Here is a 25,470-nt window from a genome sequence, read left to right as displayed (position 1 = left end):
ATCAGGCAGTTGCCGTCAGCATCGAAGAGAAGCCGTCCCGGTAGGTGGGGTAGCCGAGTTCGCCCACAAGTGCGCGGAAGCGAGTTCCGTCGATCCGTTTGCCGCCCGGCTTCTCGTCCTCGATATGGTCGGGGACGGGCACGCCGAGGCGGTCGGCGATGAAGGCGGCGACCTCGCCCATCTGGGCAGGTTGGGAATCGACGGCATGGACCAGGTTCGGCGGTTCCGGGTCAAGGGCCAAGTGCTCCAGACCGTGAACCAGATCGTCCCGGTGGATGCGGTTCGTCCACCGCTGATGATTGAACTGCTGCCCGCGACGCACGGAGTCGATGAGACGGGTGCGGCCAGGTCCGTAGATACCCGCCGGGCGCACGATCGTGACGTGGTCGAAGAGTTCGCCCGCTTCGGATTCGGCTGCCGTGAGCACCTCACCCGGCCCGGACTCCGGGGCGCTCGGAGTGTCTTCGGTGGTCACACGTGTCGGGTCGTCAGCGAGGACACGCGTGGAGGAGACGAGGACGACTCGGCCCGGCTGTGACTCGAGCACGCGCGCGAGGCCTCTCAGCCCGTGGAGGTAGGACCGTTCGTATCCGGCCCGAGTCGGTTCGTCCGGAGTGAGGGTGATGACGACCGCGTCGAGTGCGTCCAGTCGTAGATCGCTGCGGACCGGGGCGTCGGCCCCGCCGCGCTCTGGCGATCCGAGGAGGGAGAGGTCCAGGCTGATCGTCTCGAAGGCATCGGGCAGTTCGGCGACGCGCCGGCGCAGTCCGATCACCTTGTGCCCCTGGTCGACCAGCCGCAATCCCAACCGCGTGCCTAAGTCTCCGCACCCGGCCAGGAGAATTCTGCGTCCGTTCGTCGTGCTCAATTCGCCTCGCTCTTCATCCGGTCATAGGCTGCCAGCGCCGCCTGGCGCGATGCCTTGAGATCGACGATCGGCTCGCGATCGCCGTGTGAACGTTCCGTTCGGGTGAGACCGCCCGGACCGCGGCCCAACCACCTGCTCACGTACTCGCTGTTCGGATCGAAACGCTCACGTTGGCGTTCGGGATTGAAGATCCGAAAGTACGGGGCCGCATCGGCTCCGCACCCGGCGACCCATTGCCACGAGACGGGATTGTTGGCCTCATCGGCGTCGACGAGCGTGTCCCAGAACCACTGTTCGCCGTGCCACCAGTGGATGAGCAGATTCTTTGTTAGGAAGCTCGCCGTGGCCATCCGCACTCGATTGTGCATCCACCCGGTCTGCCACAGCTGCGCCATGCCGGCGTCGACGAGGGCAATCCCGGTCGTACCGCTGCGCCAATGCTCAAGCGCCTCGGGGTCGTTCTCATAGGGGAAGGATGCGAATTCCGGTCGCATCGGCTCGGACTCGATGGCCGGCAGGTGATAGGTCAGGTGCCAGGAGAACTCCCGCCAGTAGAGCTGCCGGATCCATGCCTGTCGGTCATCATCGCTGACTTCCCGCAGGTCCAGGGCCGCGGCCAACAGCTGCCGTGGGGAGAGTTCGCCGAAGCGCAGTCGCGGAGACAGGCCGGTCGTGCTGTCGGGGTCGGCTGGGACATCGTGCGAATCGGCGTAGCCGTCGATCCCGTCGCTCACGTCCGCCAGCGCTCGGGCCGCCTCTCGACACCCGGGGCTCCAGTGCTCGGCCACGGTCGTCTGCCACCACTGCGGGGTCTTCGCCGAGGCGAATTCGCCCGAGCCTGTGTCTGTTCCGTCGAGAAGGCCGAGGCCGTCGAGGTCGCACACCCACGAGTGCCCGTCGAGGGTCTGGCGGTCCGCCTTCGACAGAGAGGTCTGTCTGCGCGGGGCCGGGAGGACGTCGCCGACGCTGCGATCGCGCACGGCGTTGAAGTAAGGCGTGAACACCTTGTAGAAGTCTCCGCCCTGCGGGCTGATGGTCCAGGGTTCGACGAGCAGCGCGCCGGTATGGGAGTGCACATCACGCCCGGCATCAGCCAGGTCCGTCTTGATCTGCGCGTCGAGGTCACGTGAGGCCGGTGCATAGCGGCGCGACCAGCGGACGGCATCGACCTCCAGGTCCGCAGCCGCCTGCGGGACGATGTCGGCGGCGGAGCCTGCTGCGAAGAGCAGCGGGATACCGAGCTGTGCGAGTTCGGTCTCCAGGACGCGCAGCGACTCGTGCGCCCACCAGCGGGCCGCCCCACCCAACGGGCGTGGACCCGGGCCGTCGTCGTTGCGGGACTCCCTGATCCAGAGGCCGATCACCTGACCGTCGGCGCGGGCCGCGGTCAGGGCCTCGTGGTCGTCGACGCGCAGGTCGTCGCGGAACCAGACGAGGGTGAGATGCGCGTTGCTCATCTGTTGATTTCCTTCTTCGCTCTTCGCAGCCGCCCGAGCAGACCGCGCCGCAACAGCCCCTGCGGCGGCGGAGACCAGATCGGGGTGCCTGCGACCCGCCATGTGCCCAACAGCTCGTTGGCGGCGAGATACCCGGTGGTCGCCGCACGTTCCATCAGTGCCACCGGCAGCTCGCAACGAATGTGGTCACCGGCCAGGACCAGGCCGGGCAGCGGAGTGGAGACGCCCGGCCGGTCGACCCAGGCTCGGGTGTCGCTGAGCCCGCAATCGGATTCGATGAGGAGTTCGCGGTGGAGGATTTCGATGCGTCTGGTCTCCGGATATACCTCGTGCAGATCTGCCAGGAGTCTCTCCTCCAAGTCGTTCTCGGCGAGGTGGTCGGCCAAGGCATAGGCGTGGAGCTCGACGACGGATCCCGAGTGCTCTTCGGCCCACCGGCAGGCACCTGCCTCGAAGCGTTCGAGCACGGAGATGTTGTCGAGCAGAGCGAAGCCGCTCGTGCCCAGGAACGCGGGCCGGTCCGGCGCGACCGCCTCCGCGAACCAGAGCCGGAGCACCGCAAACGGCGGAGCGTTGCGCTGCGTGGCGACACGGGTGAACCAGTCATGCAGTTCCTGCCGCCCGGCCGAACCTTCCCGACCGGCCAGGAGGGCCACTGCAGAGTCGTCGTGCGCCTCGATCGTGGAGATCAGACGCCGAGTGCTCGCGGGGTCGGCGGCGAGGACAAGCGCATCGGAGTCGATGACCCCCGCAGTCGTCTCGACGCTCCAGCTGTGGGGTGAGCGGCCGATCGCGCGAGCCTCAGTCGACGTCTCGATGCGCACCCCGAGTCCGTCCAGGTATCCTCCGAGCGGTGCCCACAGGGCAGTGTCGTAGTCATCGTCGGGGACGTCGAAGAGCAGCCCTTCGGCCGAACCTGCGAAGTAGGTGTGGAACATGGCAACGAGCTCACCGGCGGAGAAGTCACTCGGGTGTGCGAAGAAGGACCGCGCAAAGACCTCGAGGGCGAGGTGGCGCGCTTGCTCCGGGAAGCGGAGCCGGTCGAGGAACGCGTCCGCCGATTCCCCGTCATATCGACAGAAGGAGTCCGGGAAGTCGACGTCGATGAGTTCCAGAGCTGTGCCGAGGTCGACATGCGCCAGGCCCCGCAGCGGGAAAGTGGGGCTGGCGAGCACGAAGCCGAGGAGATTCAGCGGTGGAGTCCGCGGGATCGAAGCGAACGAATCGGTGGGGCCGCCTCGGCGAATGAGGGGATAGTCCGGGATCGGTCGGAGACGATCGAGGTCAGGGTCAGCGCGGCTGAGCAGGTCGCGCAGGTTGTAGTACTGCCGGAAGAACGCGTGGAATCCCCGGCTCATCGTCCTGTCCTCTGCCACCGGCCAGGCACTGACACGTCCGCCGAGGCGGGGCCCGGATTCGATGATTGTCACCTCGACTCCGCGTTCGGCCAGAACCGTCGCGGCCGATAGGCCCGCAATTCCGGCGCCGATGACCGTCACGGTCTTCGGGCGCAGCAGGCTGTGTCGTCCGGGGATGGCGGGCAGCTGTCGAGCATGCGGATCGTGCGGGGTCATTCCGCCTCCTCGGGGATTCGGTTGAGGTTCCACTGCCAGAGCATGAGCACCGCGGTGATCATGGCGAAGCCGAACCCGAAGTCCTCGATGGGGATGTCGAAGGGGAAGCGGATGCCGAGGAACATGTCCGGGTTGTAGATGACGATCGGGTCGGACAGTTTCGTCAGCCAGCCGTCGACGAGGCATTGGAACCCCAGGCAGATGGCCAAGGCCGCCCAGTACTTCGCGCGGCGGAAGATGCCGCTGCGGAAGACGAGGAGCTCGAGTCCGACGACCACGATCATGCCGAGGGCGGTCATCACGGTGTACTCCGGGATCATGGCGCCTCCCCGTCATTCGGTGGGCGGTGATCAGACTCGGTTGAGCGCTGCTCGGTCTTCGTCGGGACAGCGACTTCGGTTCGGGGTTCGGTCTTCGTCCCGCCGCCGGCGAGTCGCCGGACCCAGCCGATCACGGTGCCGACCGCCTCGTAGCTCAGCAGCGCACAGACCGGGATGACGAGGAAGAACACGAGTTCCTCGAGCGGCAGGACCCCGAGGTCGATACCGGTGACGAACCGGGGGTTATATGTCCAGTGGTCTCGGGCGATGGCGAAGACGTCCCAGACGGCGAAGACGACGACCACGGGGATCAGTGCGGTGAGCAGAATCTGCCAGCGACGGTAGACGCGGGCCGCGAACACGAGTTCGAGCGGCAGCGTGATGAGCAGGCAGGCGGCCATGAGGCCGAGGTAGTCCCAATGGTCGATCATGGGCTCGCCTGCCCAACGGACGGTCCGGCAGGCGCGGTCGCGCGGGTGCCTGCGGAGTCGCCCGTGCGATGCTCCGCGCGGGCCGGGCGGGCGCTCACATGGAAACCGAGATCGAGATTGCGGATCCGGTAGCCCTCGATGAGATCGTCCCATTCGACGGTGGGTTCCGTCAGCAGTCGGGGACCGCAGGAGAGGAGACGGTGCAGGAGCGCATCGGTCTCGTACAGGGCCAGGGACTGTCCCGGACAGCTGTGGGCGCCGTCGCTGAAGGTCAGCCCCGCGGCCGGGGCGGCCGCGTGCCGAACCGGGCAGAGCGCCTCGGCGTCGTCTCCGTAGTGATCGGCGTCGATGTTGGTCTCACGGACGCAGACATCGATGAGGTCGCCGGCGGGGATGGTGACCGGTGCGTATTCGTCGCTGATGTCGATCGGCGAGGTGGCGCGACGGTAGAGGTGGCCGACGACGGGTTCGAGGCGGATGATCTCCTCGAGGATGGACAGGCGCCGTGGATGGTCGGCGCTGAGATAGTCGCGTCTGAGCGGGTCGTTCTCGAGCAGGTGCCAGCAGGCCATGGCGATGAACTCGCGGGTCGTGACCATCCCCGCGGTGCCGTAGGTGAGGCACTCGACGAGGATGTCACCGGTGCTGTGCCCGGAATCGAGGAGGTGGGAGATGACGTCGCCGCGATGCCGACGACGGTGGGCGCGGATGGCGGGGTAGACGTCGTGGGCGAAGAAGGTGATGAGCGGAACGATGCCGTTGACCGCCGCCTGCGCCCATTGGCGATTCGTGCGACCCCAATCCTCGGCGGCGAGATCGACCGGCGGCTGACGGAAGAACGCGGTGAGACGCGCGGCCATGCTGTCGGTGTCGGACTCGGTGAGGCCGACGACCCTCGAGGTCACCTCAACCGTGAAGTTCAGGGCTGCTTCGTCGAGTCGGCACCGCCCCGTGACAGCCGCCTCGTCGACGATTCGCTGCGCGGAGGCAGCGATGTGCTCACCGTAGCGGTCGGCGATGACCGCCGGTGCGAAGAAACGGGCGACCTCACGGCGCTGTCGGTCATGAGCCGGGCCGTCGGAGATGAGGATCGGATGCGCGCGGAAGAGACCGCGGGGGATCCGCTCCGCGGTGAAGCCGGCTTGGGTCGTCGAGGAGCGGGCGCGCAGCACCTGCCGGGCCGCGGTGAGCGAGCGGACCCTCCACATCCCTCGGTCCGCCTCGAGGCCAGGAGAGGTCCTCTCTTCCGGGCGTCGGGCCTTGCGCTGGCCCACCTTGGAGCGGGGGCCCATCGGGGAGCGGGGGCCCATCGGGGACGTCGCGATCACAGCTGCTTCGTCCAGTCGGCGTTGCTCAGCGACAGTTCCTCGGTCATGCCGTCGAGGAAGCGGATGACGGCATCGCGTTCGCCGGTGGTGAGGTCAGCGGCGGCGTGGATTCGCCGAGCCTGGGTGCGTCCGACGGTCTCGCGGGCCGAGCGGGCTGTCTTCGCGGTGACGTCGAGCGCGTATGCGCGGCGATCACTGGGATGCAGCTTCCTGATCACGTGCCCCTCCCGTTCCAGGCGGTTGATGAGCTTCGTCACCGAGGCCGCCGACATGTTCATGTGGACCGACAGCATCTTCGGGGTCACGACGGCATTCTGACGCTTGGCGGCGATGAGGTAGTGCAGTGCGCGCATGTCCTGCTCGCTGAGCTTCATGAATCTGCGCGAGGCTTCGGAAAGCGCGCGTTCGGCCTCACGCAGTCGGGCGAGCGCGTTCATGACCTCAGCGATCTGCTTACGGTCGGGCGCGGACAGTTCGGAGCAGTCGATGAGGTCGTCGGGAAAACCGGTCTGCGAACCGGTGTAGATGTTCTCTGTGATCGGGTCGTGAACGCCCGCGGCCCTCGAAGACTCCATAGCGGCATCTTACTGATTTTCATCCCTTGAACGCTGAAGAATAACTCCGTGCATATATTAACCTAAAGTGTAGTATATCGTTGAGGTTACTGCAGATCGACAGAAGGACTCACCGATGACTACTGCCGAGGGCGTCGGGTTCGGACCCCCCGTCACCGCCGACATCGAGTCCGAGGTGCGGCGTGTGCTCGACTCCCGTGCTGACCGAGTGGCGGCACTGGGCCCGGCGATCGTCGAAGCGTGGGACCGTGCTTCGAGCCTTCTGCTCGGCGGAAAGCTGCTGCGACCGCGACTGCTCATGGGCGCCTTCGATGCGCTCGCCTCCGCGGCGTTCCCTGAGTCCCTCACCGAGGCAGACCCGCGTGCCGAGGAGAGCCCGCGTCCCGAGGAGGGTTCGCGTCTCGAGGAAGGTTCGCGTCTCGAGGAGGGTTCGCGCCTCGAGGCGGGACCGGGTTCCGAGGCGGGACCGCGTGGACCGGAGGCCGCGATCGACGGCGCGCTTGCGGCGAGGGCCCGGGCCTTGCGCATTGCGGCAGCCATCGAGCTGCTGCACTTCGCCTTCCTTCTCCACGACGATGTCATCGACGGTGACCTCATGCGCCGTGGGCGCCCGAACTTCATCGGTCTGCTGCTCGAGGACTGGCGGGCTGCCGACGGCACCGCGGCCGATCCGAGTGCGGATGCAGCCCTGCTGCAGGCGGCACGCAGCACGGCGATGCTGATCGGCGACCTGCTTCTGTCGGCTGCGCAGCAGATCGTCTTCAGCGAAGTCCGTCCCGGCGATGCCGGTGAGCGACTGATCGAGCAGTTCGATCGGGCCGTGACGGAATCGGTGGCCGGTGAGCTGACGGACGTGGCGCTCAGTGCCGGGCACATCGGGGCGGACCTGGCAGACGTGGTGGAGATGAGCCGCCAGAAGACTGCGACGTACTCCTTCGAACTGCCGCTGCGGTCCGCCGCGATCATCTCCGGTCTCGGCGCCGATGTCGAGGCCGTTCTCGGCCGGGTGGGTGCCATGCTCGGACTGTCCTACCAACTCCAGGATGATCTGCTCTCGACCTTCGGCCATCCCGACGACCATGGCAAGGACGCCTATTCGGATCTGCGTGAGGGCAAGCAGACGGCTCTCATCGCCATCGCCAGAGGGTCGGCTGTCTGGCCGCTCATCGAACCGCATTTCGGCACAGGAGAGCTCAGCGAGAGCGAGGGAGCGAAGGTGAGATCGCTGTTGTCCGAGTGTGGGGCCGACCGAGAGGTGCGCGTGCTCATCGACGAACTCTCCGACAATGCGCGGGCACTCGTCGCGACCGAACCGGCCGGAATCGGTCCGGAGATGTCCGTGCTCATCGACGACCTCATCGAGACACTCAAGGGGAGGCGATCATGAAGCGGGACCTCGACCGGTTGGGGCCACTCGGACGCTATTCCCTCGTGTCGGACCGGATCTCACGGTCGGTCATCGGCGCCTACTCGACGTCCTTCGGCCTGGCGACGCGATTGCTCGGCTCTCGCCACCGGGACCATGTGCGCAACATCTACGCATTGGTGCGGGTGGCGGACGAGCTCGTCGACGGGGTGGCGACCGAAGCGGGCATCCCCGCCGAACAGCAGCATCGGATGCTCGACCAACTCGAAGCGGACACCGAGAGCGGGATGCGCCTGGGCTACAGCAGCAACCCCATCATCCACGCCTTCGCCCGCACCGCACGCGACTCCGGGTTCGCAGACGAGCTGACCCGCCCGTTCTTCGCCTCCATGCGGACCGACCTGCAGACACCGTCCGCAGGGGACTCTGCCGCCGGCGCCGAGGAGCGGGTCGGCTTCGGCCAGAAGGAACATGCCGACTATGTGTACGGGTCCGCGGAAGTCGTGGGGCTGATGTGCCTGCGGGTCTTCGCTCGTGACGAGTCGTATTCGCCGGAGGAGGAACGCACCCTCGAACACGGTGCCCGCAACCTGGGTGCCGCCTTCCAGAACGTCAACTTCCTCCGCGACCTCGGTGACGACACGCAGCGTCTGGGGCGAAGCTACCTCACCGAGGAAGGCACGGTCGATGACCGGACGAAGGAGCGCTGGATCGTCGCCATCCGCGAACAGATCGCTGCCGCCGCGCAGACGATTCCGCTGCTGCCCGGTGACGCCCGCCTGGCAGTCCTGTCCGCATTGCGCCTGTTCTCGGCACTGACCGACAGTCTGGCCCAGACACCGGCCGCGGAGCTGCCGCGGCGGCGGATCAGGGTGACGGGCCCACATAAGGCGGCACTCTTCTTCCGGACGATCTGCGAGATGCGGATGGGGGCGAAGCGATGAGTCGGGTGATCGTCATCGGCGGGGGAATCGCCGGTCTCGCCACCTCGGCGCTTCTGGCCCGCGACGGACATGAGGTCACCCTCCTCGATCGAGGCAGCAGCCTCGGCGGGCGCGCGGGCAGTGTTGAGGATCGGGGATTCCGGTTCGACACCGGACCATCGTGGTTCCTCATGCGGGAGGTCTACGACCATTTCTTCGCACTGCTCGGCACGAGCACGGATGAGCAGCTGGATCTGCGGCTCCTCGACCCCGGGTATCGGGTCTTCTCGGAGCCTGATGATGTCACCGGTCTGCGCAGCGTGGAAGTGCCGCACGGGATCGATGCGGTAGCTGATCTGTTCGAGAGCATCGAGCCGGGAGGGGGTGCCGCGGTGCGGAAGTATGTGCGATCCGCGGGGCTGACAGCCGAAGTCGCCCGCAACCGGTTCCTCTACAACCCCTTCGCGAAGCTGAGGCCGGCCATCGGCCGAGACGTTCTCCGGTCTCTGCCGCAGCTGACCCGATTGCTGCTGCGGCCGCTTGCGAAATTCGTGGAGCGGCGGTTCGAGGAATCGATCCTGCGTCGGATCCTGACGTATCCGGCGGTGTTCCTCGGCACCGACCCCAATCGCGCTCCCGCGATCTACCACCTGTTGAGCGCATTCGACCTGGACCAGGGCGTCTTCTATCCGATGGGTGGATTCTGGGCCGTCGTCGAACGTCTGGAAGCGCTGGCCCGTGGGGCCGGGGTCACGGTCGTCACCTCGGCGGAGGTGACCGAAGTGATGACACAGGATCGACGCGGTCGAACGGTCGTCAGCGGAGTCCGCTGGACCGATTCCGATGGTCGATCGCATGTGGAGCTGGCCGACCTCGTCGTGTCTGCGGCCGACCTGCATCATACGGAGACCGAGCTGCTTCCGCCGCAATCACGCAGCTACCCCGAAGCGGCGTGGTCGAAGGTCGAGAGCGGACCCGGGGCGATCATTGCGATGCTCGGCGTCGACGGGAGCCTGCCCGAACTCGATCATCATTCGCTGTTCTTCACCGATGAGTGGGAGGAGAACCTGCAGGCGATCTTCGGTGCCAAGCAGAAGATCCCCGAGCCGGCGTCGATGTATGTGTGCAAACCCAGCGCCACGGATCCTGCGGTCGCACCGGATGGGTGTGAGAATCTCTTCGTTCTAATCCCGGTTCCGGCGGACGTGGAGATCGGCCACGGGGGATCGGACCGGGAGGGAAGTCCCGTCCTCGAGGCGGCCGTCGATGCTGCGATCGAGCGCATCGAACAGTGGGCCGGAATCGAGGACCTGAGCTCTCGGACCAGACTGCGGCGAACCCTCGGCCCGGCCGATTTCGCTCGGGACTTCCACTCCTGGAAGGGCGGAATGCTCGGGCCGGCGCACATCCTCCGGCAGAGCGCATTTCTGCGGATGCAGAATCAGTCACGACGCGTGGACGGGCTCTATTACGCCGGAGCAACGACTGCGCCGGGGATCGGTGTGCCGATGTGCCTCATCAGCGCCGAGGTCGTGGCCAAACGAATTCGCGGCGATCACTCGGCAGGCCCGACGCCCGTGTGACGTGCGCCGGTGCTCTGCTGGACTCAGCTGCTGGTCGAGTAGACCTGTTCGGAGCCTCCGGTGCGCACGCGATTGCGGCGACGGGTCTCCGGGCTCGTGCCGCGCGAATCGGATGAACGGCGGTTGGCCGGCTGACCGGAGCGCGAAGCTGAACCCTGACCGCCGGTGCGGCTGCCGCGAGCAGACTCGCGACGGCGGTTGCCTTCGCTGCTGCGACCGGAACCATTGTTTCGACCGCCCTGGCCGGAACCGGTGCCACCGCTTCCACCGCGTCCGCCACGGCCGCCTCGGCGACGGGACGAACGACCACCGGACTTCGCCGGTTCGGTCTTCTTGCGCGGCTGGACGGGTTCCTTCGGCTGCGGGGCGACGAACTCGGCGATCTCACCGACGAGCTCGGTCACCTCGGGAGACACTGCGGTGACCTTCTGCGGGGTCGCCTTGATGGCGGCCTTGCGCAGCAGGATCTGGGTATCTTTGCGCTGGTCAGGAGTCATGATCGTGACGACATCACCTGCGCTGCCGGCACGCGCGGTGCGTCCGGAACGGTGCAGGTAGGCCTTGTGCTCGGTCGGAGGATCGACATGGACGACGAGCTCGACGGAGTCGACATGGACGCCGCGGGCGGCGATGTCCGTGGCCACGAGCACCTTCGCCTCACCATTGGTGAACGCGGCGAGGTTGCGATCGCGGGCACCCTGAGACAGGTTTCCGTGCAGGTCGACGGCCGGGATGCCAGCAGCGGTGAGCTGGCGGGCGAAGCGCTTGGCGCGGTGTTTCGTACGAGTGAAGAGAATGCGGCGGCCCGTGCCGGAGGCGAGCTTGTGCACAAGCTCGTTCTTGTCGTCGTTCGACACTTCGAACACGTGGTGGGTCATCGCCGATACATGCGAGGTCGCCTCGTCGACGGAGTGCAGCACCTCGTTGTGGAGGAAGCGACGGACGAGCTTGTCGACGTCGTTGTCCAGCGTGGCGGAGAAGAACATCCGCTGCCCCTCGGTCGGGGTCTGCTTGAGGATGCGGGTGACGCCGGGCAGGAAGCCCAGGTCAGCCATGTGGTCGGCCTCGTCGAGGATGGTGACCTCGATGTGCTTGAGCGTGAGGATGTCCTGCTGGAGCAGATCCTCGAGGCGGCCGGGGCAGGCCACGACGATGTCGACGCCGGAATTGAGTGCGTTCTCCTGGCGGCGCTGTTTGACGCCGCCGAAGATCGTCGTCGTCCGCAGGCCCACGGCCTTGGCCAACGGGTCGATGACCTCGGTGATCTGCGTGGCGAGTTCGCGGGTGGGAGCGAGCACGAGTCCGCGCGGATGGCGGAACTTCTGCGAACCCTTGACGGATTCGGCCAGGCGGGCGACGAGTGGAATGGAGAATGCCAGGGTCTTGCCGGACCCGGTCTTTCCGCGGCCGAGCACATCGCGGCCGGCCAGCGTGTCGGGCAGAGTGTCCTGCTGAATGGGGAAGGCCTGGGTCTTGCCTTCACGGTCGAGGGAGTCGACGAGCTTGGCGGGGACACCGAGTTCGGCGAACGAGGTGGGTGCCGGGGTGGCCTTCTTCGTGCGATTGCCGGTGCTGCCTGTGTTGGCGTTGCGGTTGCTGCCTCCGCGAGTGCGGGTGCTGCGGGGATTGGTGCGTGTCTGTGAAGTAGTGATGGGGTGGCCCTTCGACGTGCCGGAGGGCGTGCCGGTGCCGTGAATAGGTGGCAGGCAGCCGCTTCCGGTCATGGAATGAGCGCTGTCGGCGCTCTCGATCGCCGAGAGAAAACGGCTTCGGAAATGCGCGGGTGCTATCACCCAGCTGCAGAGACGAGGCGTCCTGACGACGCAGGGAACCCGAAAACGGGATCGCAAGTACTTTCAGTATACTGCCGGCAGCGCTGGGAGCAGAATCCGCCGGCGCGCAGACTGTCTACGAAGAGCCTATGCCGGTCGCTCGACGCGCTCGTCGGGTGCCAGCTCCGGGGCGTCCTCTGGGATCGGATCGAGCGGTCCGCGGGCGGCCGCCTCGGCGTCGGATTCCGTGTCTGGCACGGCATCGGTCACTGAGCTGGGCACGGTGTCGGGCAGGGGGAGGGACACGGTCGAATCCGAGAGCTCAGGTGCGGGCGCGACCGGCTTCGGACGGGTTCGGCGATGTCCGGTCACCCGAGCGGCGAGCATCACCGAAGCCCAGCCGATGCCGATGCCCGCGATGTCGTCGAGGATGTAATGCCATCCGAAGTAGAGCGTGGCTACGACCGTCACACCGAAGAAGATCCAGGTGAACACCTGGACGGCGCGATGCTGTTTGGTCAGCGTCATGAACAGTGCTGCGGCGAAGGTGACGGAGACGTGAAGCGAAGCGAACGCGGCGACACCCTGGATGGAATCGCTTCCGATCGGGTTGCTGAGGTAGTCGAGGCGAGTGTCGATGAGGGATTCCTGGAGCTCACTGACTCCGGTGTCGGGCAGCGCCCGGAAGACCTCCGGGTGGCTGAACACGGGACCGACCGAAGGCAGGAGATAGTAGCTGACAGTGCCGAGTACCCAATTGAGGCTCAACATCGTCGTATACCAAGCGCCGACGGCGAGTCTGCGATTGAGCACGAGGACCGCGCCGAGGCTGATCGGAATGAGAGGCAGGTAAGCGAGGTACGCGATCGACAGCAGGTTTGCCGCAATGCCGGTCCCCAGGAGTTCGTGCAGGAGCACGGCCGGAGTGTTGCCGCCGGCGAGCCAATGGTCGAGGCGGAACAGCTGCTGATCGAAGAGGGTGCCCTCGCGGTACACCGGCAGCACGCTCTTGAGATTGCGGTAGGCGACGTAGCAGACGTAGAAACTCAGCAGCCCGGCGCCGATGCACAGCAGCCGGTGGGTGTTCCACTCCTTCTTTGCGATGTCGACGACAGACGTCGGCAGATTTCGCCACCCGTTTCGCCTCACCGTTTCCACGATCAGCCCGGCGCCGATGAATCCGAGAATCAGCAGAGGCAGACGGATGTATGAGGGGCCGAGGAATCCGTCGGGGTCTCGCAGCGGGAGATCGAGGAAGAGGGAGGAGAACACGGCGGCCGCTCCGACGAGGAGAGCGAGCACCATGGCAAAGGTGTAGGGCCAACGTCGCAATCTGGTCATCGGAACACCGTAGTAATTCACTTTTAGTACATCTTCGGATTTTCCTCGGAGGCGGCTGACCGGAGCCCCGTTCTCGCCCGCGCCGGCGGGGCAGGCGAGTGTCGAAATCAGCTCAAGTGCCGTGCCGCGAACCCGGCGGCATTGTGCAGCACCATGGTGGTGTCATCGAGGACTCGACCGAAGTGGAGGAACGAGTGGAGCACATGCGGGTACTCCTCGAAGCGGACGTCGTTGCCGGCCCGTTGCAGGGTCCTGGCCAGCGCCCGGCTGTCATCGCGCAGCGGATCGAGGCCGGCCGCCGCGACGAACACCGGTGGCAGGCCGGTCAGGTCGGCGGTCAGATGCGCGACCAGCGGTGAATGCTCGTCCTCCGGCGTCGGCAGATAGTCGCCGAGGAGGCTGCTGAGGTCGTGCATTCCCATGCCGTCCCAGTCACCGCCGTAGAGCCTGCGGCTGGCCGAGTCGACAAGCCCGTGGCTGCCGTAGATGGGCAGGAGGGCGCGCAGAGCCGAGTAACTCTCGGGGTTCGCACCGATGGTCTCCGGCTCATCGCGCAGCAGCAGACCGGCGCCGAGGGTCAGGACTGCCCCAGCGGAGTCTCCGGCAATGGCCAGACGTTCTCCGTCGATGCCGAACTCCTCACAGTGACGGGCGAGGTGGTCGACGATTCCGGCGCATTCGTGCAGCGCCTGCGGGAATTTCACTTCCGGTGAGAGCGAATAGTCGACTCCGATCACGGCGAAGCCGCCGGCGGCGGCGAGCACGCGCATGATCCGGTCGTGCGTATCGAGGTCTCCGAGGCTGAACCCGCCGCCGTGGAGGAGGACGAGTCCGGGAAGGACCGCCTCGGTGGTGGGGCGATGGATGCGGATCGGAACGTCGACCCCGGCGGTTCGGACGTGGTGATCATCCGTGCGGGCCATGGTGGGGCCGCCTTCGTTCCACAGCGTGCGCTCGGCCCGATACTCGGCGCGTTGGGCAGCCAAGGAGCGCGCGGCGGGGGAGAGGACGCCGGCGGCAGCGGCGAAGTCCTCACCGGCCCGGCGGCAGTCGTCGGCCCGGGTGGCCTGGATGGCCATGACCTCGCGCATCTGGGGCGACATCGACGCCACGATGTCGGCAGGGATGGTGGCGAGCAGCGCATCGGTGAGCGCGGGATCGACGGTCACGCCTGGAATCATCAGCCTCATTCTTGGTCGGCGGCAATGCCTCCCAGCTTAGCGAGGGCACCTGGTCATCAAGCGGAGGGGCCAGCGGTTCGGGTGCGACGGCGGGACCGTGCGGCGCGCATCGGCGGTGTCGCGGAATATCCGGCGGTCGCGACTGTTATGACTATGGGACTGCGGCACCGGCGGCCCCGCACCCCGAACGACAATCCTCACGGACACTGACATTGCAGGAGCGAAACCTTGACCGACAGCATGCAGCCCGGGCATCCGCAGCCTGGCGATGTGCCGACCGAGAATCTGCGCACCGATCACATGCGCCGGCACGAGACCGACCACGACATCCCGTGGTCCCTGCCGATCGTCGTGCGTCGGTCCAAGACCGCCATCGCCCGCCATGTCGACGTCCTCGAGGCCACCTCTCGCGCCGTCGTGACCTTCCTCGACGATCCGCGTTCGCAGCCGGGCGGGGAATGGAATGAGGCCGTTGAATACTGGCGGGACGGAGCCATCCGCAAGGTCGTGCGCCGTGGCGACGGGAAGAAGCTCGAGGACGCACGTGCCCTCGGGTGTGTGAGCGTGACCTTCGGCGGCACCGACGACTTCGCTCCCGCCGAGGCGCTCGTGTTCGCCCCCGGACCCGTCGAACCTCTGCCGACTGAGCTGAAGAAGCTCCAGGTCGGCGGCACCGAATTCCCGGATGAGGGAGAGAGCTCCGTGTCCGCGGCCGAAGCGGTCGTGACGATCGAACTCTCACCTGCGTTGACGCTGACGACCGGGAAGGCCGCCGCCCAATGCGGTCATGCTGCGCAGCTGGCGTACGAGCAGATGCCCGACGATGTGCGGAATCGCTGGCGCGAATCCGAGTTCAGCCTGCGCGTGATCACGGCAAGCCGAGAATCGTGGGCGGCGAACGACCAGCAGATCAGCGTCGTCGACGCCGGTTTCACGGAAGTCGACGGACCCACAGAAACCGTCCGCGCCCGCTGGTGAGGGCGCGACTGACCCCCATGGGTCGTCGGTGAGTCGGGAAGTGGGGGGAAGCCGCCTCGGCGAGGGAAGACTCAGGCGTCGTCGAGGTCTTTGAGCTCTTCCTCGCTCAACGGCCGTGTCTTCGTGCCGTTGCCGAACTCGTCGAGGTAGATCATGTGCTTGACCATTTCACCGGTCTCTTCGTCTTCGACTTCGATGATGTCGCCGGGATGGGTCTGGGGCTGGTAGAAATCTTCATTGACTCCGGTCATTGTGACCACCTCCTATAGGTATGTTCACCTTACGATGCTGTGATCTGAGTCTCAAGGGATCCCCTTACTACCTGACGGCGGCCCAGCAACCTCGCGCCAGGTTGCTGGGCCGCCGTCAGGTAGCAATTGGGGATTTGTGGGGGCGAGACCGTTCGCTGAGGTCGGCTGTCATACTGAATGAGCAGCAGGTCGCCTGCGCGGCACGCCACAGACGAGGAGACCGGATGCGAGAGAACCTGTTCACCTTCCTCGCACCGGGATTCATCCTCATCATCGGCGGGGCACTGCTCGTCCGCGTCGCCGAGGCGGTCGCGATCCCTCTCATCATCCTCGGTGTCCTCGTGCTCATCGGGTGGCCGATCACCGCCATCATCGTCGACGTCCGTGTCACCCGGCAGCAGAAGCACGACCAGCCGATCTCGTCTGGTTTGGCTCGAGCGCATTCCTTCACCGAGGCGGTCTCCGCGATCACGATGATCTTCGTCATACCCTCGGCGGTCCTCGGTGGGCTCGGCATCTTCTGCCTCGTTACCGCCGCTGATGACCCCGAGGACACGATGTTCAAGACGATCGTCGGATTCGGCGCCCTCCTTCTCCTCGTCGGCTACCTGTCGATCTTCGCCTTCGGTCGCTCGAAGACGGTGCTGCGGTTCATTGGCATGGCAGTCCTCATCTTCGGAGTGATCTGCCTCGTGGGAGCCACCCAGGAATTCATCGTTGGAGAGGCCGGTCGTCGTTCGGGCGCGGGACTCATCGGCGGCCTCCTGATGTCCATCGCCGGCTTGTGGCTGACCATCACCGGGCGCACTACCTGGTCACGGAACACTCAAACGGGAGGGCAACGGCCCTTATGGCAGCGAGTCGAAGGGGACAACGAGAAGTGAGGCAGAGCTAGCCCGGCATTGCCCGAGGGGCGAGTTCCAGGGTGCCTGCCATTATCAGAATATGCCACGGATGGGGCCTTGCCGCAAGGCCCCTATCAGCGGGAACAATGGTGTCTTCCCTCTTCCGATCAATCCGATCAAGGAGCCTGTGTGCCTGCCACTGTCTTCGACCTGCCCGCCCGCCTGTCCGCTAAAGGGACCGCGGATCTCATCGCCGCCGATGACCACCACTTCGCCCGCATCGCCAGTCAGCTCGACCGTGAAGTCGCCACGCTCGAGGCCCGCCTCGCAGAACTCCGCCGATCGTCCGGAGGCAGCGGCGAAGCAGCACTCGAACGGGACACCGCGATCCACCGACTGTCGTCCGACCTGAACGTGCTGCGCCGCTTCGACCTCGATGTCTGTCTGGGGCGAATGGTGTTTGCCGAGTCCGGAGACACCGTCTATATCGGCCGTATGGGATTGCGCGACGAGGACGGACACGCCCTGCTCGTTGACTGGCGGACGCCCATGGCCAAGCCGTTCTTCGCCGCCACACTCGCCTCCCCGATGGGGCTGTCCACACGGCGCCGCTATCGCTGGGCGAACGGTCTGATCTCGGACTACTGGGACGAACGTTTAACCTCGGCGACCGCCGACGACACCGCGTCCCTCGATGATCAGTCAGCGTTCATCGCCTCATTGGGCACGAGCCGGTCAGCGAAGATGCACGATGTCCTCTCCACCATCCAGGCTGACCAGGATTCGATCATCCGCGCGCCGGCCGATGCCCCGATGGTCGTCGACGGCGGGCCCGGAACCGGGAAGACCGTGGTCGCCCTGCACCGTGCCGCCTACCTTCTCTACAGCGACCCCAGCATCGCCAGGGGAGGAGGACTGCTCTTCATCGGACCCAACCATACGTATCTGTCATATGTCGATGACGTTCTGCCCCGCCTCGGCGAAGACGGTGTTCGTCTGTGCACGCTCGACGACCTGGTCGAGGAGGGTGCCACCGCCGAGGATGACGATCGCAGCGCTCGCCTCAAGGAGAATCTGAACCCCGGTGCGGTCATCGAGCGGGCGGTGAGCATCTATGAGGAACCGCCCACCACCGCCATGGTCATCGACACTGTCAGCGGTGACCTCACCGTTACGCCGGGTGATTGGGCGGCGGCGTTCACCTCTGTCGATGCGGACGTCGATCACAACGCGGCTCGTGATCAGGTCTGGGACGAACTGCTGGAGATTCTCACCGAGGCGGCCGTCGACGCCGATGAGGACGCCGAACCTCTCGAGGTGCGCCGTCACCTCAGTCAGGACCCCGACCTGCGGGCGACCCTGAGCACCGCCTGGCCGATTCTCGACCCCTTGGACATCGTCGGCGATCTGTGGAGTGTCCCGGCCTACCTGAGTCTGGCTGCTCCCGACCTGACCGAGGAGGAGGCAGCCTCTCTTCAGCGCGCCGATCCCAGGGCCTGGACGAAAGCCGATGTCCCGCTCATCGACGCTGCCAGGCGCCGCATCGGCGATCCAGCCGATCTGAGCAGGAAGCGCCGAGCCGCGGCAGAAGCGGCGGCCGAACAGGACCGGATGGCCGACGTCGTTGAGGACCTCATCGCCGCAGACGACAGCGAACTGAAGCAGATGACGATGCTGAGGGGTGATGATCTGCGGGGCGCACTGGACAACCCCTCGGGGCGGGAGATTCCCGATGCAGATCGCCTGGCCGGCCCTTTCGGCCACATCATCGTCGACGAGGCGCAGGAACTCACCGATGCACAGTGGCACATGCTCCTGGACCGGTGTCCGTCGAAGAGTTTCACCATCGTCGGCGATCGGGCACAGGCGCGACATGGATTCTCCCAGAGCTGGGACGAACGGATGAACGAGCTCGGCCTCACCATCAGCGAAGTTCGCCTCAGCATCAACTACCGCACCCCCGCCGAGGTCATGGCCGCGGCAGAACCGGTGATCCGTGCCGTCCTCCCGCACGCGAACGTGCCGCAATCGGTGCGGCAATCGGGAAATTCGGTCCGATGCAGCCGGGTGGACGAAGTGCCATCACTGGTTGACTCGTGGTTGGATTCGCACCGCGAGGGAACGGTTTGTGTCATCACAGCGTCACCGGCCTCGTGGAACTTCGCGGAGGCTGAGCGAGTCAGTGTGATGGCCCCGGCCGAGGTCAAAGGGTTGGAATTCGATCTGGTGATTGTCGTGGACCCGGACACCTTCGGCACCGGGATACAGGGAGGCGTGGATCGCTATGTGTCGATGACCCGGGCAACCGCTGAATTGGTGATAGCGACGGACGCGTCCACAGTGAGGTAGAGCCGGCCGAGCAGGTGGTCGGCAGACTCAGGCTGAACCACGTGTTTTCCGCTCCGTATCGAGCCAGGCGACGAGCTCCTCTGAGTTCGCTTTCAATCCATTCGGCAGCCAGAGTACCGGCTGTTCGCTGCCGTCCTCATTCACCGCGGTGGCCACTCCGAGTCCGGCGGCCGACTGGTGCATGGCCTCATCCTCGGTGATGGCGATCTCGATGAAGGTGTTGGAATTCTGACGGACAGTGCGCACCTCGAGGATCGAGGCCCAGGGCACTGTACCTGCCCGTGCCGTCGTCGGGCTCGATATGCCGACGGTGGAGACGGTGACGGACGGCTTGAAGGAGAACAGTCGACCGACGAAGACGATCAGGCCGAAACCGAAGAAGATGACGGCGATCCAGCCGATGATCGCGATGAAGATGCCGTCGTCGTCGAAGGCCATCCACAGACCGGAGACGACGAAGAGGAGGGAGATGAGCAGCAGCCCGGCGGCACTCCTGCGGGAGTTGCGCAGACCGACGGTCTTGCCGTGATCCAAGGTGGCTGCCCACCGCGCCGCAGCGCTGTTCTTCGCCGACATCGTGTGTTGTCCTCCTGAAAGCGTCGGAGCCAGACTCCGGACCTCGCCCACTACAAAAGTGTAGAGAAGGATCTCGGTCGCCTTGCCGCCGGTGTTCCGTTCCGCGTGGGCCGGTGCCAATCGGTAGGCTGGTGAGATGGAACGCCAGAGATTTCACTTGTCCGGAGGTCGCGACCGCAATGTCACCGAGGAGGCCCGTCCCGGAGAGGACGAGTTCCGCGTCGATATCGAACGGATCCGGTTCTCCCCGTTCTTCTCCCGCCTGGCCTCGGTCACCCAGGTCATTCCGCAGGCCGGGTCCGGCACGGTCATCCACAACCGGCTGACGCATTCGCTCAAGGTCTCCGCGGTGGCCCGATCGATCGCGATCACATTGAATAACGCGAACGAGGCGACCAGGGAAACGGTCAACCGCCTCGGCGGATGTGATCCGGTTGTCGTCCAGGCGGCCGCAGCCGCCCACGATCTGGGGCACCCGCCGTTCGGCCACCTCGGCGAGAAGGAACTCGACCGGGTGTCGCGGCAGGTGCTGCGCCTCGATGACGGGTTCGAGGGGAATGCGCAGACGTTTCGGATTCTCACCGCGCTCGACAGCTGCGAGGCCACGGCGCGCGGTCTCAACCTCACGCGCGCGATTCGGGCTGCGGTGCTCAAGTATCCGTGGGAGCGCGGGGAGTGGAGCGGGGATCAGACGGCGTCGGCGGCGCGGATGCCGCGCGGGGTCGGCAATGAGGTGGACGAAGGGGCGATGAAGTTCTCTGCCTATGCCACCGAGGTCGATGAGATGGCCGATGTGCTGTCGGTGTTCCCGGCGATCGGTCGCTATCAGCAGACGCTCGAGTGTTCGGTCATGGATGTCGCCGACGATATCGCGTACGCGGTGCATGACCTCGACGATTTCTACCGGTCGAACGTGCTGCAGTACACGGCCGTGTCCGCCGAGCTCGGGCGGTGGCTGCGTGACTGTGCCGAGCTGGCGAGCCTGGACTCTGCGGAGTTGGATCGGCGCCGGCCCGGGCATGCACTCGAGGCGATCCGGCGGCATATTCGGGAGAAGGATCCGTGGATCGTGTCAGAAGAAGCCTTCCGGGCGTCGGTGGAGCGGGTCAACAGGGACCTCGTCGAAGGGCTGCTCGGGGTTCCGTATGACGGGGGATTGGAGGCGGATCGGGCGGTCACCGGGTTCACTCGGCGGTGGATCGACCGGCTGCAGGCGTCGATCGTCGTGGACCCGGACCCGCATGTGCGCAGCGGTCATGTGCGGCTGAGTCAGGAGGCGTGGCACGACGTCGTGGTGCTCAAGTTCGTGCATTCGAGGTTCGTTCTCGAACGGTCCGACTTGGCTGTCTATCAGCGCGGACAGACGCGGATCATCGCCTCCCTGGTCGAGGGGTTCCACGAGTGGCTGCTCGATCCGGAGGAGGCGACGAGGATTCCGCGGCGCCTCGTCGATTCCGTCGAGGCGGCGACGCAGGAGTATTCGGATCTGTACGCGCGCAACCCTGAGGCGTTGGGGGAGGAGGGAGCGGCCGGGATCGCCAGGCGAGGCCGAGCACGGGCGGTCGTTGATTACATCGCTTCGTTCACCGATGCGCAGGCGATGTCGGTCAACGCCTTGATCACCGGTGCCTCCGACGAGCCGTGGGAGGCCGGGCGCGGGTTGTAGTTTTTTGGCGGGCGGCTGATGCACTAAACGGCGGCGTACGCACGAAACGGCGGGACCGAAGATTTCTCTTCGATCCCGCCGTTTGCTGTGTTTGCTGTGTTCAGCTCAGCCGGGAGGCTGGGCCGGCCTCAGCGTCCGGGCTTTCGGACCCGGACGCTGAGCGCCTGTGCACGTCAGTGCTTGCCTGCCGAGGCGCGGTAGCGGCGGGTTGCCCACACCGCTGCTGCGCCACCGGCGATGAGCAGTGCCGCGAATCCGGCCATGGCCGGGATGCCTTCGGCACCCGTCCGCGGCAGGTCTCCATCGGCATTGCCCGAGGCGTTCGTGCTCGAACCGGCCGAGGCGTTCGCCCCGGAAGTCGCGTTGGCGGACGCACCAGCGTTCGCTGCGGATCCGGCGTCAGTCGATGCCGAGGAGTTCGCCGAGGCGGCCTTCTCGGAATCCGCCGAAGCGCTGGCTGCTCCTCCGTCGGCTGAGGCGTTGGCCTCGTCACCGTCGGCGGACGCGTTTGCTTCGTCGCCATCTGCGGCGGCACTGGCTGCTCCACCATCGGCGTCGGCTGTGGCTTCGGCAGACGCTGTGCTCGATGCTTCGGCGTTAGCCGCTGCGGTGGCGGCCGCTGCCGTGTCGACGTCCGCCGCTGCTGTGGTGTCAGCGTTTGCGGAGGACTCATCGGTGGCGTCGGCTGCTGCAGTGGCTGCGGCCTGAGCCGAGGCGTTGTCCTCTTCGGTGGCATCTGCTGATGCTGTGGTCGAGGCTTCCTCTTCGGCTGCTGCTTCTGCCGCGGCTTCAGCGTTTTCGTCAGCTGCTGCAGATGCGGTGTCGTTGGCATCAGCGTCGGCCGCTGCTACTGCGGCTGCTTCTGCTGCTGCGTTGTTGTCCGAATCTGCCTCAGCTGACGCTGCTGCGGATGCTGACGCGTTGGTGTTCGTGTCAGCTTCCTCTGCCGCTGCAGCATCGGGATCGGCTGCCGCATCCGGATCGGCCGAAGCATCGGCTTCGGTCGTCGCTTCTGCCGCTGCCTCTGCTGAAGCTTCGGCAGAGGAATCCGCGTTCGCTGCAACAGATGCTGCTGCTGCCGAGTCGGCGTTCGCCGCTGCTGTGGTGTCAGCGTTGGCGGAGTCTTCGTCCGTTGCGTCGGCTGCTGCAGTGGCTGCGGCCTGAGCCGAGGCGTTGTCCTCTTCGGTGGCATCTGCTGATGCTGTGGTCGAGGCTTCCTCTTCGGCTGCTGCTTCTGCCGCGGCTTCAGCGTTTTCGTCAGCTGCTGCGGATGCGGTGTCGTTGGCATCAGCGTCGGCGGCTGCTACTGCGGCTGCTTCTGCTGCTGCGTTGTTGTCCGAATCTGCCTCAGCCGAAGCTGCTGCGGATGCCGAGGCATTGGCATCAGCCGTGGTTTCCTGAGACGCATCGGCAATGGTCGAGTCATCCGCATTCGCGGCTGCCTCTGCAGATGCCTCGCTGGACGAATCGGCCGTGGCTGCCGTGTTGGCGGCTGCGGCCGGATCGGCGTCCGCTTCTGCGGTTGCGGCGGCGTTCGTATCGTCCTCATTGTCCGCGTTGGCCGCTGCAGTGGCTGCGGCCTGAGCCGAGGCGTTGTCCTCTTCGGTGGCATCTGCTGATGCTGTGGTTGAGGCTTCCTCTTCGGCTGCTGCTTCAGCGGCGGCTTCAGCGTTTTCGTCAGCTGCTGCGGATGCGGTGTCGTTGGCATCAGCGTCGGCGGCTGCTACTGCGGCTGCTTCTGCTGCTGCGTTGTTGTCCGAGTCTGCCTCAGCCGATGCCGCTGCGGATGCTGTCGCGTTGGTGTTCGTGTCAGCTTCTTCGGCTGCCGAGGCATCCGGGTCCGCTGCGCCATCGGGATCGGCTGCCGCTTCGGCGTCCGGGTCCGCTGCCGTGTCAGCGTCAGCTGCTGCGGCAACCGAGGCATCGTCCGAGGACGTTGCATTGGATGCTACTGCGGCCGAGGCCGCGGGATCAGCGTCAGCTGCAGCCGAGGTATCAGCATTGGCAGCATCATTCGTGTCTGCAGTCGGGTCGGCCGCGGCCTGGGCCGCTGCCGTCGACGATGCATCCGGGTCGGTCGTGGCATCGGCCGATGCTGTGGTCGACGCGTCCGGATCTGCTGCAGATTCAGCTGCGGCGGTGGCATCTTCGTCGGCCGCAGCTGAAGCTGCGGTCGTCGCATCCGCCATCGCGGCGGGGTCCGCAGCGGCCTCGGCAGATGCATTGCTGTCGTCATCCGCGTCTGCCGAGGCTGCAGCCGAAGACGAGGCGTTGGTGTTCGCGTCGTTGTCGCCGGGCTCATCAGGAGCATCGGCAGTCGCACGGACAGAAGACGAAGCGAGGTTGATGTCAATGGCATTCGCTGCCGGAAGCAGTTCAAGGCTCACGGCATTGACGGTGAAGCCGTCGCCGTTATCGCCATCGACGTAGCTGTTCTCAAGCGCAGACTGAGCGCTAGCACCCTCCTGCTTGGCCGGCACAGGCGACTGCTCATTGATCGTGAGATCGACGACCTGGTTGAGAGCCTCGAGAACGGGATCGAGCGAGCTGAGGATCGGGTCGATGATGCCTGTGACAGAGCCTGAGACCTCTTCGACCGTGGCTTCGAGGATGTCTCCGATGAGGGGCTTCGTGATTCCGAGAACAGCGTCGAGCACCGGTTCGGTGATGAGGTTCAGGAGCTCGCCCAACGGAATGATGCCGAGCAGATCCAGCGTGGTCGAGATCTTCGGATCGCTGTCATCAGTGCCGGCCAGCTGACCAAGCGTGGCGTCGATGACGATCTCGCCATTGGCGATCGGCACTAGAGCTCGAATCTCTGCAGGTAGCTCGATCTTGAGATGCACATTGTTGAGTGCATCGGTGAGAGTGTCGGTGAGGGTGCCTGTCAGTTCCCCGAGCGCATCGGAGACCGCGGTTGTGATCTTTGAGATCGTGTCCGAGGTCAGAACCTGCGTGTTCGGATCCAGTCCGTTGAGGTCTTCGCCGTTGCCACCTTCGACGACTTTGGCCAGGTCGATAGCGATCTCGCCCGAGGCCAGATCGATCGAGACGATTCCGGACTTGTCTTCGAGCTTCTCCTTGACGACGTTTTCGACAACGCTGTTGAGTGCGTCGCGGACCTCAACTGAGACCTTTGCGTCGTCGCCGCCGATGGCGATTCGGCCGACACGACCGAGGTTGACATCAAGACCGATGCCGGCGAGCTGGTTGAGGAGGCCTTCGTCTCCGATGACTTCTTCGAGGGTGCCACCGGTTCCGTCGACGACGGTATCGAGCGCGTCGGAGATTCCTTTGACAGCAGGGCTCGAAACAGTCAGCGTGCCATCCGCGACAACGTATTCTGGAGTGTATTCCGTGCCGTTGCTGTTTGCGGTCGACGCGATCGCGCCGAGCTCGAGGCTGAGATCATCGACGACCTGGTCGGTGACTCCGTCCAGTCCGAGCTGCCCGAGGACCGCGGTCAGGTCGACACTTGCATTGCCGTAGTCGCCGTTGTTGATGTCGTCGAGGTTGAGGGAACCGTCAGACCCCACGGCACCGGCACTGGCCTTCGCGCTGTTGTACTCGGGTGCGTGACCGTAGGCATTTAGGACACCAGTGTTGCCGAGGTGAAGCAGGCCATTGCCCTCGGGAGTGCTGGCCAGTGGCAGAGACACTCCATTTCCGAGATCGATCTTGAGCGCATTGAGCGCCTCGATATCGAGCGGGGTCGAGACAGCCTCGGTGCTGTCAGGGGAGCTGCTGTAGGCAGACGCCACGTCCGCAAGCTGACCCTTGAACAGTTCAGACTGGATCAGCTGACCCCAGGCCTCAGCGTCCTGCTGTGGTCCATTGTCTGGTCGGCCGGCGGCAGCCGCCGGGGACACGGTCATTGCAGTCAGCGCGAGCGCCGACGCGGCGGCGACTGTGCCGACTGCAAACTTTCGACCGGTTCCGGGCCGGCCTCTCAGTATTCTCATGGTTCTCCACATCGTTCGGATCTTGATCGTTTCCGGGCAGGGCCTGGAAGGAAACGGGCAGTTTCCTGACAGATCTCTCACAACATTACGGAGTAATCAAAAAGTAATCAGTGAATCACAAGAA

The 25,470-nt window shown here is 65.6% G+C and carries 20 protein-coding genes; 7 read left to right on the top strand and 13 right to left on the bottom strand.

The annotated features are described in order from the left end of the window. Position 1: 1 nt before the first annotated feature. From L1F31_RS14235 to L1F31_RS14205, 7 genes are read right to left on the bottom strand one after another with little or no spacing between them, the layout of a single operon-like run. A complete protein-coding gene (locus L1F31_RS14235; protein WP_265417928.1) occupies positions 2-868 on the bottom strand; it encodes a Rossmann-fold NAD(P)-binding domain-containing protein in 867 nt (288 codons plus the stop codon). After that, a complete protein-coding gene (locus tag L1F31_RS14230) occupies positions 865-2,325 on the bottom strand; it encodes a cryptochrome/photolyase family protein (protein WP_265417927.1) in 1,461 nt (486 codons plus the stop codon). Before L1F31_RS14230 ends, L1F31_RS14235 begins: the two co-directional genes overlap by 4 nt. Further along, positions 2,322-3,899: an FAD-dependent oxidoreductase gene (locus L1F31_RS14225; protein WP_265417926.1), complete on the bottom strand. Its 1,578-nt coding sequence runs from the start codon at positions 3,897-3,899 to the stop codon at positions 2,322-2,324. The genes L1F31_RS14230 and L1F31_RS14225 overlap by 4 nt, the downstream gene beginning before the upstream one ends. Further along, on the bottom strand, positions 3,896-4,219 hold the full coding sequence (locus L1F31_RS14220; protein WP_265417925.1) for a lycopene cyclase domain-containing protein: 324 nt from the start codon (positions 4,217-4,219) through the stop codon (positions 3,896-3,898). Before L1F31_RS14220 ends, L1F31_RS14225 begins: the two co-directional genes overlap by 4 nt. After that, positions 4,216-4,650, bottom strand: a complete 435-nt coding sequence (locus tag L1F31_RS14215) for a lycopene cyclase domain-containing protein (protein ID WP_283255774.1) — start codon at positions 4,648-4,650, stop codon at positions 4,216-4,218. The genes L1F31_RS14220 and L1F31_RS14215 overlap by 4 nt, the downstream gene beginning before the upstream one ends. Next, complete coding sequence (locus L1F31_RS14210) at positions 4,647-5,978, bottom strand: cytochrome P450 (protein ID WP_265417924.1); 1,332 nt, start codon at positions 5,976-5,978, stop codon at positions 4,647-4,649. The genes L1F31_RS14215 and L1F31_RS14210 overlap by 4 nt, the downstream gene beginning before the upstream one ends. Beyond that, positions 5,975-6,553: a MarR family winged helix-turn-helix transcriptional regulator gene (locus tag L1F31_RS14205; protein ID WP_265417923.1), complete on the bottom strand. Its 579-nt coding sequence runs from the start codon at positions 6,551-6,553 to the stop codon at positions 5,975-5,977. The genes L1F31_RS14210 and L1F31_RS14205 overlap by 4 nt, the downstream gene beginning before the upstream one ends. A 115-nt stretch (positions 6,554-6,668) precedes the next feature. Here L1F31_RS14205 and L1F31_RS14200 point away from each other — a divergent pair, with 115 nt between their 5' ends. The 3 genes from L1F31_RS14200 to crtI are packed head-to-tail and all read left to right on the top strand — an operon-like array spanning position 6,669 to position 10,425. Beyond that, positions 6,669-7,940 carry a polyprenyl synthetase family protein gene (locus L1F31_RS14200; RefSeq protein ID WP_265417922.1) on the top strand — a complete coding sequence of 424 codons (1,272 nt, stop codon included), beginning with the start codon at positions 6,669-6,671 and terminating at the stop codon, positions 7,938-7,940. Further along, positions 7,937-8,863, top strand: coding sequence for a phytoene/squalene synthase family protein (locus L1F31_RS14195; protein ID WP_265417921.1), 927 nt, complete (start codon positions 7,937-7,939; stop codon positions 8,861-8,863). The genes L1F31_RS14200 and L1F31_RS14195 overlap by 4 nt, the downstream gene beginning before the upstream one ends. Then, positions 8,860-10,425 carry a phytoene desaturase family protein gene (gene crtI / locus L1F31_RS14190; RefSeq protein WP_265417920.1) on the top strand — a complete coding sequence of 522 codons (1,566 nt, stop codon included), beginning with the start codon at positions 8,860-8,862 and terminating at the stop codon, positions 10,423-10,425. The genes L1F31_RS14195 and crtI overlap by 4 nt, the downstream gene beginning before the upstream one ends. A 23-nt stretch (positions 10,426-10,448) precedes the next feature. Here the strand turns inward: crtI and L1F31_RS14185 are convergent, their stop codons facing one another. The 3 genes from L1F31_RS14185 to L1F31_RS14175 form a co-directional block, all read right to left on the bottom strand. After that, positions 10,449-12,149 carry a DEAD/DEAH box helicase gene (locus tag L1F31_RS14185; protein ID WP_265417919.1) on the bottom strand — a complete coding sequence of 567 codons (1,701 nt, stop codon included), beginning with the start codon at positions 12,147-12,149 and terminating at the stop codon, positions 10,449-10,451. 195 nt (positions 12,150-12,344) lie between these two features. Beyond that, positions 12,345-13,538 carry a phosphatase PAP2 family protein gene (locus L1F31_RS14180; RefSeq protein ID WP_265417918.1) on the bottom strand — a complete coding sequence of 398 codons (1,194 nt, stop codon included), beginning with the start codon at positions 13,536-13,538 and terminating at the stop codon, positions 12,345-12,347. Between the two features lie 107 nt (positions 13,539-13,645). Continuing rightward, positions 13,646-14,707, bottom strand: a complete 1,062-nt coding sequence (locus L1F31_RS14175) for an alpha/beta hydrolase fold domain-containing protein (RefSeq protein ID WP_265417917.1) — start codon at positions 14,705-14,707, stop codon at positions 13,646-13,648. Positions 14,708-14,947: 240 nt separating this feature from the next. On the opposite strand from L1F31_RS14175, the gene L1F31_RS14170 reads away from it, so the two are divergent. Continuing rightward, on the top strand, positions 14,948-15,697 hold the full coding sequence (locus tag L1F31_RS14170) for an aminoacyl-tRNA hydrolase (protein WP_346732467.1): 750 nt from the start codon (positions 14,948-14,950) through the stop codon (positions 15,695-15,697). Between the two features lie 71 nt (positions 15,698-15,768). Here the strand turns inward: L1F31_RS14170 and L1F31_RS14165 are convergent, their stop codons facing one another. Continuing rightward, positions 15,769-15,948: a hypothetical protein gene (locus tag L1F31_RS14165; RefSeq protein WP_062245423.1), complete on the bottom strand. Its 180-nt coding sequence runs from the start codon at positions 15,946-15,948 to the stop codon at positions 15,769-15,771. A 224-nt stretch (positions 15,949-16,172) separates the two neighbouring features. On the opposite strand from L1F31_RS14165, the gene L1F31_RS14160 reads away from it, so the two are divergent. Both L1F31_RS14160 and helR read left to right on the top strand, forming a co-directional pair. Next, positions 16,173-16,832 (top strand): hypothetical protein, encoded by a 660-nt coding sequence (locus L1F31_RS14160; RefSeq protein ID WP_265417916.1) that lies wholly within the window; start codon positions 16,173-16,175, stop codon positions 16,830-16,832. 150 nt (positions 16,833-16,982) lie between these two features. After that, the gene (helR, locus tag L1F31_RS14155) at positions 16,983-19,142 is read left to right on the top strand and encodes an RNA polymerase recycling motor ATPase HelR (protein WP_265417915.1); all 2,160 of its coding nucleotides are present in this window, start codon (positions 16,983-16,985) and stop codon (positions 19,140-19,142) included. Between the two features lie 27 nt (positions 19,143-19,169). Here the strand turns inward: helR and L1F31_RS14150 are convergent, their stop codons facing one another. Continuing rightward, positions 19,170-19,718 (bottom strand): STM3941 family protein, encoded by a 549-nt coding sequence (locus L1F31_RS14150; protein WP_265417914.1) that lies wholly within the window; start codon positions 19,716-19,718, stop codon positions 19,170-19,172. 136 nt (positions 19,719-19,854) lie between these two features. Between L1F31_RS14150 and L1F31_RS14145 the strand changes: the two genes are divergently transcribed. Then, positions 19,855-21,384, top strand: coding sequence for a deoxyguanosinetriphosphate triphosphohydrolase family protein (locus tag L1F31_RS14145; protein ID WP_265417913.1), 1,530 nt, complete (start codon positions 19,855-19,857; stop codon positions 21,382-21,384). Positions 21,385-21,557: 173 nt separating this feature from the next. On the opposite strand, the gene L1F31_RS14140 is transcribed toward L1F31_RS14145, so the two are convergent. After that, complete coding sequence (locus L1F31_RS14140; protein ID WP_265417912.1) at positions 21,558-25,346, bottom strand: choice-of-anchor G family protein; 3,789 nt, start codon at positions 25,344-25,346, stop codon at positions 21,558-21,560. Positions 25,347-25,470: the final 124 nt, after the last annotated feature.

The organism is Brevibacterium spongiae (genome assembly GCF_026168515.1).
In the GTDB taxonomy this organism is placed as follows: Bacteria; Actinomycetota; Actinomycetes; order Actinomycetales; family Brevibacteriaceae; genus Brevibacterium; species Brevibacterium spongiae.
Note: the sequence above shows the minus strand (reverse complement) of the source record. Positions and strands in the feature narration are given on the sequence as shown.

What these genes read in the sequence shown, in the direction of transcription:
- L1F31_RS14230 (WP_265417927.1), bottom strand. Translation starts at nt 2,325, where the DNA reads ATGAGCAACGCGCATCTCACCCTCGTCTGGTTCCGCGACGACCTGCGC.
- L1F31_RS14225 (WP_265417926.1), bottom strand. Translation starts at nt 3,899, where the DNA reads ATGACCCCGCACGATCCGCATGCTCGACAGCTGCCCGCCATCCCCGGA.
- L1F31_RS14220 (WP_265417925.1), bottom strand. Translation starts at nt 4,219, where the DNA reads ATGATCCCGGAGTACACCGTGATGACCGCCCTCGGCATGATCGTGGTC.
- L1F31_RS14215 (WP_283255774.1), bottom strand. Translation starts at nt 4,650, where the DNA reads ATGATCGACCATTGGGACTACCTCGGCCTCATGGCCGCCTGCCTGCTC.
- L1F31_RS14205 (WP_265417923.1), bottom strand. Translation starts at nt 6,553, where the DNA reads ATGGAGTCTTCGAGGGCCGCGGGCGTTCACGACCCGATCACAGAGAAC.
- L1F31_RS14200 (WP_265417922.1), top strand. Translation starts at nt 6,669, where the DNA reads ATGACTACTGCCGAGGGCGTCGGGTTCGGACCCCCCGTCACCGCCGAC.
- L1F31_RS14195 (WP_265417921.1), top strand. Translation starts at nt 7,937, where the DNA reads ATGAAGCGGGACCTCGACCGGTTGGGGCCACTCGGACGCTATTCCCTC.
- crtI (WP_265417920.1), top strand. Translation starts at nt 8,860, where the DNA reads ATGAGTCGGGTGATCGTCATCGGCGGGGGAATCGCCGGTCTCGCCACC.
- L1F31_RS14185 (WP_265417919.1), bottom strand. Translation starts at nt 12,149, where the DNA reads ATGACCGGAAGCGGCTGCCTGCCACCTATTCACGGCACCGGCACGCCC.
- L1F31_RS14180 (WP_265417918.1), bottom strand. Translation starts at nt 13,538, where the DNA reads ATGACCAGATTGCGACGTTGGCCCTACACCTTTGCCATGGTGCTCGCT.
- L1F31_RS14165 (WP_062245423.1), bottom strand. Translation starts at nt 15,948, where the DNA reads ATGACCGGAGTCAATGAAGATTTCTACCAGCCCCAGACCCATCCCGGC.
- L1F31_RS14160 (WP_265417916.1), top strand. Translation starts at nt 16,173, where the DNA reads ATGCGAGAGAACCTGTTCACCTTCCTCGCACCGGGATTCATCCTCATC.
- L1F31_RS14150 (WP_265417914.1), bottom strand. Translation starts at nt 19,718, where the DNA reads ATGTCGGCGAAGAACAGCGCTGCGGCGCGGTGGGCAGCCACCTTGGAT.
- L1F31_RS14145 (WP_265417913.1), top strand. Translation starts at nt 19,855, where the DNA reads ATGGAACGCCAGAGATTTCACTTGTCCGGAGGTCGCGACCGCAATGTC.
- L1F31_RS14140 (WP_265417912.1), bottom strand. Translation starts at nt 25,346, where the DNA reads ATGAGAATACTGAGAGGCCGGCCCGGAACCGGTCGAAAGTTTGCAGTC.